The following is a 12,521-nucleotide window of genomic DNA, read 5'->3' on the forward strand; positions in this document are numbered from 1 at the left end:
CCGGATACGCATGTGCACCATCATCATCCTGCGCCACGTCCACCCCGAATGGCCGCTGGTGCTCGCGGCCAACCGGGACGAGTTCTACGCCCGCCCCGCCACCGGTCCCCAAGTGCTTCTGGAGTCCCCGCTCGCCGTGGGCGGCCGGGATGAGGAGCGCGGTGGGACGTGGATGGGTGTAACCCAAGGCGGATTGTTCGTCGGCCTGACGAACCAGCGGGGCGAGCGAGGCCAGGGCCCGGCCCCCCGCTCGCGGGGCGAGGTGGTGCTCAAGGCCCTCCAGGCCGGCAGCGTGGAGGCCGTGGACCGGTACCTGGATACCCTGCCAGGGGATGCGTTCATGCCCTTCAACCTCCTCTATGGAGACGCCCAGCGCCTGCGCGTGGCCTACGCCCGGAGGACAGACCGGCAGCTGCGGCGGGAGGATGTCCCCCCGGGGGTGCATGTCCTGCCCAATGACGTCCTGAACGCCCCGGAATTGCCCAAGGTGGAGCGAGCCCGGCTGCTGACCACCGAGGTGGCGAAGAAGCCCTGGCCGGAGCTGGAGGCGGGCTTGAAGGCGGTACTGTCGGACCCGACCCTCCCCGCCGAGGAGCTGATTCCGCCCCCTGGCGCCGGTGAGGACCTGCCCCGCGACTTCCTGCAACGGCTCCAGGCGCTCTGCATCCACACGCCGCTCTACGGCACGCGCTCATCCGCCGTGGTGGCGCTGGCGCCGGGGCGCGTCGGGCACTACCTCGCCTCGGACACGCCGCCCTGCCAGGGGCCGTGGAAGGACGTCACGGGCCTGCTGGCCGGGCCCACCGAGTGACAGGCGGCGGGGACTCCGACGCCGTCAAGACGCAGCGGCGCTGTGCTCGCCCACGATGACCCGGGCCCGCCCGTCCATGGAGAGCTTCACCTCCTCCACGGTGGTGAAGCCCGACTCGCGAGCCAGCTCGGCCAGATGCCGCATCCACGGGTTGTAAGGCATGCCGTTGTCCGAGCAGCACGGCACCACGGCGAAGGGCAGCCGGTGCGCCGCCGCGTACTGGATGATGATGCGGGTGGCGCCATCCGGGTGCATGCCCACCACCAGCTCCGCCTCGCACGGCTCTTCCAGCGTGAAGATGCGCTGGGCGTAGGTGACAGGCAGGTGCTTGTGCCGCAGGTCGAAGGTGGTGACGGCACGGCCCCGCTTCGTCAGCGCCTCGTTGAGCTTTCCCTGCCCGCCCGCCACGTCGAAGACGCGCGGCGCGGTGAAGCGCTCCACCAGGAAGTCCGCGAAGAGGTCGAAACGACGCTTGTCCGCCATATGCGCCTCCTCTTAATAACCCGCGCCTTGCTGGCGCACGCACACCGTGGCCAGCAGTCGCTCGATGACCAGCCGGCCGTTCGCTGACGACTTCAGCGCCAGGTCCGCCTCGGCGCAGGCCACCAGCGCGCCCAGCAGCTCCCGCCGCTCATAGCCCGCCGCGGCCTTCATGCTGAACGTGAGCGCCCACGCGTTGGGCATCTTCCGCTTGCTGCCCTTCAGCTCCGCTTCCAGCCGGGGGAAGACGCGCGCCTCCACGTCCTTCGCGGTGCGAGGCGGATTGCCTCCCGCATAGCGCCACAGCCACTCATGGCTCTCCAGCAGGCTCCGGACGATGGAGGCCACCGCGCCCAGCAACTGCAACGCGTGGGTCCCCTGCCCCATGGCGTCGTCCGCGTAGGACAGCGCTCCGCCGAAGTCGCGCTTCTGGAGCGCCTCGGACAGCTCGAAGAACTCCTCCTCGCGCGCGTGGTGGACCAGCGCGGCCACGTCCGCCCGCTCAATGGCGGGCCCTTCCGAATACGTGGCCAGCTTCTCCAGCTCCGACTGAAGCAGACGGATGTTCCCGCCGATGCGCTCCTTGAGTTCGTCCAGTGCGCCGGGGCCCAGCTTCTTCTTGAAGGGCGCCAGGAACTCCTTGGCGATGTCGGTCAGGTCCAGGTCCTTGTGACGCGCCGCCACCTTCCGCTCGACGACATGGCCCTTGTCGTGGGCCAGCTTCACCAGCGGATTCTTGGCGTCCACGTCGGACGCGGCCAGCACCAGCGCATGGCCCGCCGGCACGCCCTTCTGGATGAGGTCCAGCAGCGCCGAGGCATCCCCCTCCGGCGCGGAGATGCGCTCCTCGCGGCAGAAGGCGGCCGCCTCCTTGAGGAAGGCAATGTCCACGTCGGCCAGCTCGACGTTGAGCTCGTCCTTCCACTTCTCCACCGACGGCGCGCCGGGAGTGCTCGGGTCCAACTGCTCCACGCCCCAGCCCGCGCGGGCCGCCAGCGCCAACAGTCGCCGCGCGCCTTCCTTCCGCTTGCCCGCCTTCCACGCCTCGCGTGCCTTGCCCAGCGCGTCTCCTCGCCCCTTCTTGGGCGCCAGGAACTCCGGGTCACGGACCAGCACCACCTTGCGGCCGGGGAACAGCGGCAGCGTGGCCAACTCCTGCGCCACCTCGCGCGGGCTGCCCGCGTCCAACACGGCCAGGTTGAGGCCCATGGCCGCGTCGGGGACGAGCAGCTTCACCAACTCGTCGGCGCCCTTGCGGACCAGGAACTCCTCGCCCACCAACAGGTACACCGGGGCGACCTTGCCCCCCTTCACGCTGGCCAGCACGTCATCCAGGTCACTGGCGCTCATCGCGACGTCTCCGTGAACAGGTCGATGAGCATCCGCTCCAGCTGGAGCCGGGGCGCACCGTTCCGGGCAATGGCTGCCCGCGCCGCCTCCAGCAGCGAATGCCGGCGGTGCAGGAGGATGTCGGACGTGCGGGCCGACACCTGCCGGGCCAGCTCCACCAGGTCGCGGTTGGCCAGCCCCGACTCCAGGCCTGACTTCACCAGCGCCACGTCGCGCGTCCACAGCGCCAGCAGTTCCAGGGTGCTCTCCGCCTCCTCGCGCGAGCCGCCATGGGCCTCCGCGAAGCGCAGCAGGCCGACGGCGTCCTCGCCGCGCAGGGCCTCGAAGGCGGTGATGGTGTCCTTGCGCCGCGACAGCGCGTCCACGTCCAGCGCCATGGCCCGGCCCAGGCTGCCGCCCGCCATGACGGCCGCGAGCATGGCCGTCTCCGCGTCCAGCTTGCGCGCCTCCGCCACGCGCCGGGCCACCAGGTCCACCGGCAGTGGGCCGAAGTGCACCTTTCCGCACCGGCTGCGAATGGTGGGCAGCAGGCGGTCAATCGCGCTGGCCACCAGGATGATCGTGGTGTCCGAAGGCGGCTCCTCCAGCGTCTTGAGGAACGCGTTCTGCGCCTGCACGTTCATGGTCTGGGCGGAGACGATGAGCGCCACCTTGCGGCGCGACTCCAGGCCGCGAAGGGCGATGCGCTCCTGGAGCTGGCGCACCTGCTCCACGCGCAGCTCCCGGCTGGGCGTCCCGGTGAAGTCGGACCGGCCCGCCAGCCCCCGGGACACCCGCTCATCGTCAGGCATCACCCAGGTGACGTCCGGGTGGAGGCCCCTCTCCACCCGCTGGCAGCTCGCGCAGGCGCCGCAGCCCACGTCTGGCTGCTCGGGACACGTGAGGGCCTGGGCAAGCCCGACGGCCGCCAGCTCCTTGCCCACCCCTTCTGGCCCGGCGAAGAGGTACGCGTGGTGGACCGCGCCGCTGCGCAGGGCCGCCTGGAGGGCGTCCACCGCGCGAGGCTGTCCCAGTACCGTTGCGAGCGTCATGGCGCGTGTATCCCCGCTCACGCGGCACGCGTCAACGGCCGCCTTGACCCCCATGGAGATGGCGGGAGACATTCCCCCTCGCCTTGCTGCCCTTCCTTCAGAGCAACCTGTCCCTGGCCGTGGGTGCGCTGCTCATCGTCGTGCTGATGGGGGTGCGCGCCGCCTCCCATGACGGCGACCTGCGACAGGATTTGAAGAGCGCCATCCGGCTCCTCATCGCGTTCATCGTCCTCCGGCTGGCCACATGGGCCCTGCCCGCGACGGCGCCGGAGGGCATGCAGAAGGCGCTCCAGATCAGCTGGATGCTGATGTTCACCTTCGGTGGCATCCGCGCCAGCGTGGCCCTGGCGTTGAAGGTGATCCGGCTGCGCGCGCCAGCGGTGGGCACACCGAAAATCCTGCGCAACGTCATCGACTTCACGCTGTACCCACTGGCGGTGCTGCCGCTCCTGCGCACCCAGTTCAACGTGGACCTGGCAGGCCTGGTGGCCACGTCCGCGGTGCTGTCGGTGGTCATCGGTCTGGCGCTCCAGGAGACGCTGGGCAACCTCTTCGCGGGCCTGTCCCTCCAACTGGACCGCCCATTCGAGGTCGGCCACTTCATCCGCATCGGCACACACACCGGGCGCGTGGTCTTCATTGGCTGGCGCTCCATCCGGCTGGCCAACTTCCGCCGCGAGGTCATCACGCTGCCCAACAGCATGGTGGCCAAGGAGCTGGTCCTCAACTTCACCCAGGACCCCAACCCCGTCGGCATCGACGTGGAGTTCCGCCTGTCACGGGACGCCGCGCCCAACCAGGTCAAGCACGCGCTGCTGGAGACGATGCGGGAGACCCCCCTCATCCTCCCGGAGCCGTCGCCCATCGCGCGCACGCTGAGCTACGAGGATTCCGCCATCCGCTACATGGTGCGATTCTTCATCGGCGATTACGGCCTGGCCGACGCGGTGAAAGAGGACCTCCACACCCGCCTGTGGTACCGGCTGCGCCGGGCGAACATCGAGATTCCCTACGCCCAGCGCACGGTGCACGTGCGGCAGGAGATGGCGCGCACGGAGCTGTCGGAGGACACCATCCGCAGCCTCCTGGGCGCCGTGGACCTCTTCCAGTCCCTGGACACGGAGGAGTTGGACCGGCTGCGCCAGGAGTCGCTGGTGCGCCGCTTCGGCGCCGGCGAGCGCATCATCCAGGAGGGCGACGAGGGCCGGACCTTCTACGTGCTCGCCTCCGGAGAGGTGAGCGTGCGCACGGGGAAGTCGCAGTCGGAAGTCACCCGCCTGGGTCGGGGCAGCTACTTCGGAGAGATGTGCCTGCTGACGGGAGAGCGCCGTTCGGCCACGGTGGTGGCAGTGGAGGACTCACTGCTCCTCGAAGTAGACCGTCCCACCTTCGCCCGTCTCTTCACCGAGTATCCCGGCCTGGCCCGGCAGCTCTCCTCCATGCTTGCCCAACGGCGGACCCAGCTGCGCGCGGTGGCCGAAGCGAGCGGAACGAGCAACGACGCCATTCCCGCCGAGGTCGGCCGTATACTCGGACGGCTGCGCCAGATATTCGGGCTCAATGCCACACACGAGTAGGCTGGGCGCAGCGGGGGGATGTCGTGACAGACCTTTGTACGCCGGTTCCAAAGCTGGGGCGGGTTCGACCCTCCTCAAACTGTGCTGATTTGAACTGCTGGAAGCGGTACTTTCCAGGACTACTGTCATGACGGAAGACGTTGAAGGGCTTGCGGATTCACCAGACATCGCGGTGGTCGGGATGGCCGCGCGACTGCCTGGTGCGCGCGATGTGGACACGTTCTGGCGCCGCGTGCGCGACGGCGTCGAGTCCGTCACGCACTTCAGTGACGCGCAGCTCTTGAGCGCGGGCGTGGACCCGGCGCTGCTCCAGGACCCGAACTACGTGAAGTCGGGCATGGTGTACGAGGGCCTGGAGGACTTCGACGCGGGCTTCTTCGGCTTCAGCGCGCGCGAGGCGTCCCTCATGGACCCGCAGCACCGCCACTTCCTGGAAGTGTGCTGGGAAGCGCTGGAGCACAGCGGCCATCCGCCGGAGCGGTTCAAGGGGCCCGTCGGCGTGTTCGGCGGCTCGGGCATGAACGCATACATGCCCTACAACCTCTTCACCAACCCGCAGCTGATGGAACAGGTCGGACTGTTCCTCGTGCGGCACACGGGCAACGACAAGGACTTCCTCACCACCCGTGTCTCGTATTGCCTGGACCTGCGCGGGCCCAGCCTGAACGTGCAGACGGCGTGCTCCACGTCGCTCGTCGCCATCCACTCCGCCTGCCAGAGCTTGCTGGCGCGCGAGTGCGACCTGGCGCTGGCGGGCGGCGTCACGCTGGAGCTGCCGCACTACCGCGGCTACCTGTACCAGGAGGGAGAAATCCTCTCACCGGACGGGCACTGCCGCGCGTTCGACCACCGCTCCCAGGGCACGCTCTTCGGCAGCGGCGCGGGCGTCATCGTGCTGCGCCGCCTGGAGGACGCGCTGGCGGATGGCGACACCATCTACGCGGTGGTGAAGGGCAGCGCGGTGAACAACGACGGCGCGCGCAAGGTGGGCTACCTGGCGCCGTCCGTGGACGGGCAGGCGGACGCCGTCGTGGAGGCGCTCAACGTCTCCGGCATCAGCGCCGACTCCATCGACTACATCGAGTGCCACGGCACCGGCACGCCGGTGGGCGACCCGATTGAAATCACCGCCCTCACGCAGGCCTTCCGCACGCAGACGCAGAAGAGCGGGTTCTGCCGCATCGGCTCGGTGAAGACGAACATCGGCCACCTGGACACGGCCGCGGGTGTGGCGAGCTTCGTCAAGGTCGTCCAGATGCTGCGCCACAAGCAGATGGCGCCCACGCTGCACTTCGAGAAGCCCAACCCACAGATCGACTTCGCGCGCTCGCCCTTCAGCGTGAACGCCGCGCTGCGCGACTGGCCCGCCGCCAAGGGCCGGCCGCGCCGGGCGTCGGTGAACTCGCTGGGCGTGGGTGGCACCAACGCGCACGTCATCCTGGAGGAGGCGCCCGCGCAGCCACAGACGTCCGCCGCGCGCCCCTTCGAGACGCTGTGGCTGTCCGCGCGCACCCCCGCCGCCCTGGAGCGCGCCGCCCAGCGGCTGGCCACGCGGCTGGGTGAAGCCGACGCGCCGAACCTGGGTGACACCTCGTACACCCTGCTCGAGGGCCGCCGCCGCTTCGCGCATCGCCGCGCCGTGGTGGCATCGTCCCGCGAGGAGGCCGTGCGCCTGCTGTCGCAGCCAGAGGCCGCACGGACGGCCCAGGCACAGACGGAGGCGGAGGGCCGCTCCGTCGTCTTCCTCTTCCCGGGCGGCGGCGCGCAGTACCCGGGCATGGCGAAGGGCCTCTACGAGCAGGAGCCCGTGTTCCGCCGCGCGCTGGATGAGTGCCTGTCGCTGCTCGAACAGCACCAGTCGCTGAAGCTGCGGCCCCTGCTCTTCCCGGAGGCCGGCGCCGAAAAGGAGGCCCGCGCCCAGTTGGAGCAGGCCACGTACGCGCTGCCGGCGCTGCTGTCCGTGGAGCTGTCGCTCGCCGCGCTGTGGAAGGCGCGGGGCCTGACGCCGCAGTCGTGCATGGGCCACAGCATGGGCGAGTACGCCTGCGCGCAGCTCAACGGCGTGTTCTCGGTGAAGGACGCGCTGGGCATCGTCGCCTGCCGTGGCCGCCTCTTCGACCAGCTCCCCGCCGGCGCGATGCTCAGCGTGGAGATGCCCGAGGCGGAGCTGAAGCCGCTGCTGGGCGAGGGCCTGGACCTGGGCGCGCACAACGCGCCGGGGCTGTGCCTCGTCTCCGGTGAAGTGGCCGCCATCGAGGCGCTGGAGGCCCAGCTCAAGGCTCGCGAGGTGGAGGCGCGGCGGCTGCACATCCGCGTGGCCGCGCACTCGCGCATGCTGGAGCCCATCCTCGCGCCCTTCCGTGAGTTCCTGGGCACGGTGCGCTTCTCCAAGCCCACCGGCCCGTGGATCTCCAACGTCACCGGGACGTGGGTGACACCGGAGGAGGCCACGTCGCCCGACTACTGGGTGCGGCACCTGCGCCAGCCGGTGCGCTTCGCTGAGGGCGCAGGCGTGCTCCTGGCGGACAAGGCGCGCGTCTACCTGGAGGTCGGTCCCGGCCAGACGCTGACGCAGCTGCTGCGCGCCCAGGTGGAGAAGCCGCAGGCCGAGCAGCTGGTACCGTCACTGCGGCACCCCAACGACACCGTGGCGGACCTGGCGTTCTTCCAGCTCGCGCTCGGCCGCCTCTGGGCCGCGGGCGTGGACCTGGACGCCGCCGCGCTCTTCGATGGCCAGAAGCGGCGCCGCGTGGCGCTGCCCACGTACGCCTTCGAGCGCGAGCGCCACTGGGTGGAGCCGGGCAGCGGCACCTTCATGGCGCGGCGCGAGGGTGAGCGCCCGCTGGTGCGCGAAGAGAACGTGTCGCGCTGGGGCTACGTGCCGCGCTTCCGCGAGCAGGCCGGTACGGCGCCGGAGGCACCCACGGAGAACGAGCGCTGGCTCCTCGTGGGCGAGCAGCACCTGCTGCTCAACGAGCTGGCTCGCGAGCTGTCGGCGCGCGGCGCCCAGGTGATGCGCGTGCTGCCGGGCGATGCCTTTGGCCGCGCGGACGCGGGGCACTTCACCCTGCGGGTCGACGCGCGTGAGGACTGGGAAGCGCTCTGGGATGCGCTGGGCGCCGAGGGGCGCGTGCCACCTCGCATCGTGGACATCACCGGCCGGGACATGGCCCCGCTGGGTTGGGAACGCGCGGTGTCGCGGTACTTCCTCACGCCGCTGGCGCTGATGCAGTCCCTGACCTCCGAGTCGCTGCCTCCGGGCCTGCGCTACATGCGGGTGACCCAGGAGGCCCTGCCCGCCGAAGGACACGCCACGAGCCCCGAGCAGGCGCTCAGCTTCGGTCCGCTGCTCGTGGGCCCCAAGGAGCTTCCTGAGCTCAAGGCCCGCGTGGTGGACCTGCAGCTGGTGGTCAACGTGATGGGTCAGGCGCGGGAGCTCGCGGACGAGCTGCTGCGCCCGGACGTCGAAGCGCCAGTGGCGCTGCGAGGCGGGCGCCGGCTGGTGCAGGTGGTGGAGCGGACGCCGCTGGACGAGGGCCCGTCGCCGCTGCGTGAGCAGGGCGTCTACCTCATCACTGGCGGCCTGGGCGGCATCGGCCGCACGCTCGCCGAGCTCTTCGCTCGCAAGGTGAAGGCCCGGCTCGCGCTGGTGTCGCGTTCGGCGGCCAGCGCGTCGCACGCGGAGCTTCAGCGCACGTTGGAAGGCCTGGGCGCGCAGGTGCTGCTGCTCAAGGCGGACACCACCGACGCCGGCCAGTTGCGCGCGGCCATCGCCCAGGTGCGGGAGCGCTTCGGCGCCTTGCATGGCGTGGTGCACGCGGCGGGTACGCTCGAGGACGGGCCGTTGGAGACGAAGACGCGCGACTCCGCCCTGCGGGTGCTCGCGCCCAAGGCGATGGGGGCGCTCGCGCTGGAAGAAGCGCTGCAAGGCGCGGCCCTGGACTTCTTCGTCAGCTTCGCGTCGACGAGCGCGTGGCTCGGGCCCCCGGGGCAGGTGGACTACGTCGCCGCCAACGCGTACCTGCTGGCTCAGGCGACACGGCTGGAGGCCACGGGCATCGCAAAGCGCGCACTCGCGCTGGGCTGGGGCGTGTGGCAGGAGGTCGGCATGGCCGCGGCGCAGCTCGCGCCGCAGTTGCCGCCCGGTGAGTCCGTCAGCCACCCGCTGCTCCAGCGGCGCGTGGAGGCCCCCGAAGGGCACCACGTCTTCCGCGCCATCTACGACGCGAAGGCCCACTGGGTGCTGGATGAGCACCGGATGCGCGGCGGAGGCCCCGTCCTCCCCGGCACGGCCTATGTCGAGCTGGCCCGCGCCGCCTGGGCGCTGGCACGTCCTGGCGAGCCGCTCGAGTTGTCGCAGCTCTCGCTGGTGTCACCGCTGGACGTCCCGGACGGCGAGGTACGGGAGGTGGAAATCGGGCTGGCGCCAGAGGGCGACGGCTTCACCTTCCGCGTGCGCAGCCGCGCCGCTGGAAACGCATGGACGGAGCACGCCACCGCGCGGCTCCACCAGGCCACGGGCCAGCGTCCCGCGGCGCTGAACGTGTCCGCGGCGAAGGTTCGCTGCGGTGAGCGGCCGCTGACCTTCGGCGAGGGCGAGCAGTCCCTGCCGCAGGACGCGCTCATCGCGTTCGGTCCGCGTTGGAAGGTGCTGCGCGACGCGGGCTTCGGCACGTCCGAGGCCCTGGGCCGTCTGGAGCTGCCCGCCGCCTACCGCGAGGACCTGTCGACGTACGGGATTCCGCCCGGGCTGCTGGACATCGCCTCCGGCTTTGCCTTCTCCCTGCTCCCCGACGCGGGCCAGCCGGGCAGGCTGCACGTGCCCGTCTCCTACCGGCAGCTTCAGGTCTGGGGCCCCTGGCCCCAGGTGGCGCTGAGCCACGTCCGCGTGCGGCAGGAGGAAGGCCGCGGCGCGCTGCTCGACGTCACGCTCACCGACACGGACGGGAATGTCTTCTGCGTCATCGAGGGCTACCTCGTCGCGTCCGTCGAGGCGCGGCGTTTCGGCCGCTCGCCGCAGAAGAAGGGCTCACTGCTGGAGAGCTGGCTGCCTTTGGGCATCAAGCCGGCGGAAGGCCAGGACGCCTTCCTGCGCGCGCTGGCCCTCCAGGGCACGTCCGCGCTCTTCGTCAGCTCCATGGATCTGCACACGCTCGCGGCCCGCATGCGCCCGAAGCCGGAGGCGAAGCCCGCGGCGACGGCGGCGGCCACCGCCCAGGCAGGCGCGCCGTCCGGCGTGGCGGCCGCGGACGCACCGCGCGACGACGTGGAGCGCAAGCTGGCGGAGCTGTGGCAGCAATTGCTCGGCGCGCCGAAGGTGGGGCTCAAGGACAACTTCTTCGAGCTGGGTGGACACTCGCTCATCGCGGTGCGCCTGTTCGCGCGCATCAAGAAGACGCTGGGCGCGGACCTGACGCTGGCGACCCTGTTCGAGGCCCCCACGCTGGAGCAGTGCGCCGCGCTGGTGCGTGAGGCCGCCGGAATTCCCTTCACGCCAGACGCCGCTCCGGGTGACGCGGCGCCCGCAATGCAGGCCCCGGGCGCCAAGGCGGCGCCGAAGAGCTGGTCTCCGCTCGTCACCATCCAGAAGGGCGGCAATGCCCTGCCCTTCTTCTGCGTTCACGGCGCGGGCGGCAACGTCCTCAACTTCCGCGAGCTGGCGCAGACGCTCGGCAAGGAGCAGCCCTTCTACGGGCTCCAGGCGCGCGGCGTGGACGGCAAGCTGCCCCCGGCCGACAGCATCGAGGAGATGGCGTCCATCTACCTGGAGAGCATCCGCCAGGTGCGGCCCCACGGCCCCTATCTGCTCGGCGGCTACTCCGGCGGCGGCGTGGTCGCCTACGAGATGGCGCAGCGGCTGCGCGCGCTGGGCGAGCCCGTGGCCCTGGTCGCGTTCCTGGACACCTTCCACCCGGCCACCCAGGAGCGGCGCCAGTCGCTCAACGAGCGCCTGCGGGAGCTCCGCCGGGAAGGCGCGACCAGCTACGTCAGCCGGAAGCTGCGCACCAAGATGGAGCGCGACGGCACCCGGCTGTGGAGCCAGCTCAAGCTGCGCTGGTACGAGCAGCGCGGCGAAGCGCTCCCCATCGAGCTGCGCAACCTCCAGCTCACCGAGCGCTTCCAGCTCCTGGCCAGCCGCTACGTGCCGAGCCCCTATGCCGGCCCCGTGACGCTGTTCCGCGCGCAGGAGATTCACGCCATCTACGCGCACATGGGCACCAGCCTGGGCTGGGAGCCGCTGGTGCCGCTGCTGAACATCCGCGAGGTGCCGGGTGACCACGACAGCCTAGTCCGCGAGCCCAACGTCCACGTCCTGGGGCGGCTGCTCCGGGAGGCCCTGGACGAGGCCCAGCGCGGAGCGAGCGGAGAGGTTCGATGGACTGGTTCAAGGTAGAGACATCGAGCCGCGAGGTCAGGAGGTGGAACGCTCGGAACGCGACCCCCGCAACCGCCGTCATACTGCTGGTGGGGATCATCATCATGGGATGGCCTCGATTCGACCCTGAATTCCCGGGCCCGTTCCCGTACACCGGCACACCGCTGACCGCGGAGGAGCGGAGCGGGCTGACGTCCGACGGATGGACCCTGACGGGCCCGGACGAGGCGCCCTGGAACCTCGCGCTGACGCGCCCTCCCGCGGCCGGTGAGACACGGTGGCTGGTCTACTTCGGCGGTAACACCCCGGGGTATCTCGCCGAGGCGAAGTCCGTCCTGAGCACGCTCGACCAGGGGCGCGGGTGGGGCCTCGCCGCGTTCGCGCCGCCCGGCTTCGACGGTTCACCGGGAGAGCCCTCCCCCGAAGCGCTCCGCGACAGCGCCGTGAACGCCATGCACTGGTTGGTGACGGCGCACCCCGCCGCGGCCCAGGGCATCCATCTGGTGGGCTTCTCCATGGGCAGCATGGCGGCGCTCAGCGCGGCTGGCGCGTTGCAAGAACGCGACACCCCCGCCAAGGGACTGGTGCTGTTCGCGCCCTTCCACCGGATGAAGGTGAGGCCCGCGGGCCTCATGGGCCGCGTCTTCGGACGGCATGAGTACGACAACCGGCCGCTGCTGCGGACCCACCGGAAGGTTCCCACCCTCGTGCTGCACGGCGGTGCCGACAGCGCGCTGCCGCTCGTCCAGGGCGAGCTCGTCAGGCGTGGGCTGGGCGCGCGGTTGATGACGTACCCCGGCATCGGGCACGCCGAGCTCTTGAAGCATCCCCCCGCGCTCGCTGACGCCCGGCAAGGCCTGGGCTTGTGAGCCGGGGGCACCCGAATCGCAGCACCA

The 12,521-nt window shown here is 70.9% G+C and carries 7 protein-coding genes; 4 read left to right on the top strand and 3 right to left on the bottom strand.

Translation table 11 applies throughout. The features are described 5' to 3' along the window. The first annotated feature begins 10 nt into the window (after positions 1 to 10). Complete coding sequence (locus BLU09_RS10425) at positions 11 to 811, top strand: NRDE family protein (RefSeq protein ID WP_090488838.1); 801 nt, start codon at positions 11 to 13, stop codon at positions 809 to 811. A gap of 24 nt (positions 812 to 835) precedes the next feature. Here the strand turns inward: BLU09_RS10425 and BLU09_RS10430 are convergent, their stop codons facing one another. The 3 genes from BLU09_RS10430 to holB are packed head-to-tail and all read right to left on the bottom strand — an operon-like array spanning position 836 to position 3,672. Continuing rightward, positions 836 to 1,294 carry a hypothetical protein gene (locus tag BLU09_RS10430; protein ID WP_090488841.1) on the bottom strand — a complete coding sequence of 153 codons (459 nt, stop codon included), beginning with the start codon at positions 1,292 to 1,294 and terminating at the stop codon, positions 836 to 838. A 12-nt stretch (positions 1,295 to 1,306) separates the two neighbouring features. Beyond that, a complete protein-coding gene (gene holA / locus BLU09_RS10435) occupies positions 1,307 to 2,641 on the bottom strand; it encodes a DNA polymerase III subunit delta (protein WP_090488843.1) in 1,335 nt (444 codons plus the stop codon). Continuing rightward, positions 2,638 to 3,672 carry a DNA polymerase III subunit delta' gene (gene holB, locus BLU09_RS10440; RefSeq protein WP_090488845.1) on the bottom strand — a complete coding sequence of 345 codons (1,035 nt, stop codon included), beginning with the start codon at positions 3,670 to 3,672 and terminating at the stop codon, positions 2,638 to 2,640. Before holB ends, holA begins: the two co-directional genes overlap by 4 nt. A gap of 83 nt (positions 3,673 to 3,755) precedes the next feature. Here holB and BLU09_RS10445 point away from each other — a divergent pair, with 83 nt between their 5' ends. The 3 genes from BLU09_RS10445 to BLU09_RS10455 all read left to right on the top strand — a co-directional run bounded on the left by BLU09_RS10445 (position 3,756) and on the right by BLU09_RS10455 (position 12,494). Then, complete coding sequence (locus BLU09_RS10445) at positions 3,756 to 5,249, top strand: mechanosensitive ion channel family protein (protein WP_228557861.1); 1,494 nt, start codon at positions 3,756 to 3,758, stop codon at positions 5,247 to 5,249. 127 nt (positions 5,250 to 5,376) lie between these two features. Beyond that, positions 5,377 to 11,643: a type I polyketide synthase gene (locus BLU09_RS10450; RefSeq protein ID WP_090488847.1), complete on the top strand. Its 6,267-nt coding sequence runs from the start codon at positions 5,377 to 5,379 to the stop codon at positions 11,641 to 11,643. Positions 11,644 to 11,729: 86 nt separating this feature from the next. Continuing rightward, positions 11,730 to 12,494 carry an alpha/beta hydrolase family protein gene (locus BLU09_RS10455; protein ID WP_244171608.1) on the top strand — a complete coding sequence of 255 codons (765 nt, stop codon included), beginning with the start codon at positions 11,730 to 11,732 and terminating at the stop codon, positions 12,492 to 12,494. The last annotated feature ends 27 nt before the right edge of the window (positions 12,495 to 12,521 follow it).

It is taken from the genome of Myxococcus virescens (assembly GCF_900101905.1).
In the GTDB taxonomy this organism is placed as follows: Bacteria; Myxococcota; Myxococcia; order Myxococcales; family Myxococcaceae; genus Myxococcus; species Myxococcus virescens.

Bases quoted from the DNA above. Each gene is read 5' to 3' on its own strand.
- BLU09_RS10425 (WP_090488838.1), top strand. From the start codon at position 11: ATGTGCACCATCATCATCCTGCGCCACGTCCACCCCGAATGGCCGCTG.
- BLU09_RS10430 (WP_090488841.1), bottom strand. From the start codon at position 1,294: ATGGCGGACAAGCGTCGTTTCGACCTCTTCGCGGACTTCCTGGTGGAG.
- holA (WP_090488843.1), bottom strand. From the start codon at position 2,641: ATGAGCGCCAGTGACCTGGATGACGTGCTGGCCAGCGTGAAGGGGGGC.
- holB (WP_090488845.1), bottom strand. From the start codon at position 3,672: ATGACGCTCGCAACGGTACTGGGACAGCCTCGCGCGGTGGACGCCCTC.
- BLU09_RS10450 (WP_090488847.1), top strand. From the start codon at position 5,377: ATGACGGAAGACGTTGAAGGGCTTGCGGATTCACCAGACATCGCGGTG.
- BLU09_RS10455 (WP_244171608.1), top strand. From the start codon at position 11,730: ATGGGATGGCCTCGATTCGACCCTGAATTCCCGGGCCCGTTCCCGTAC.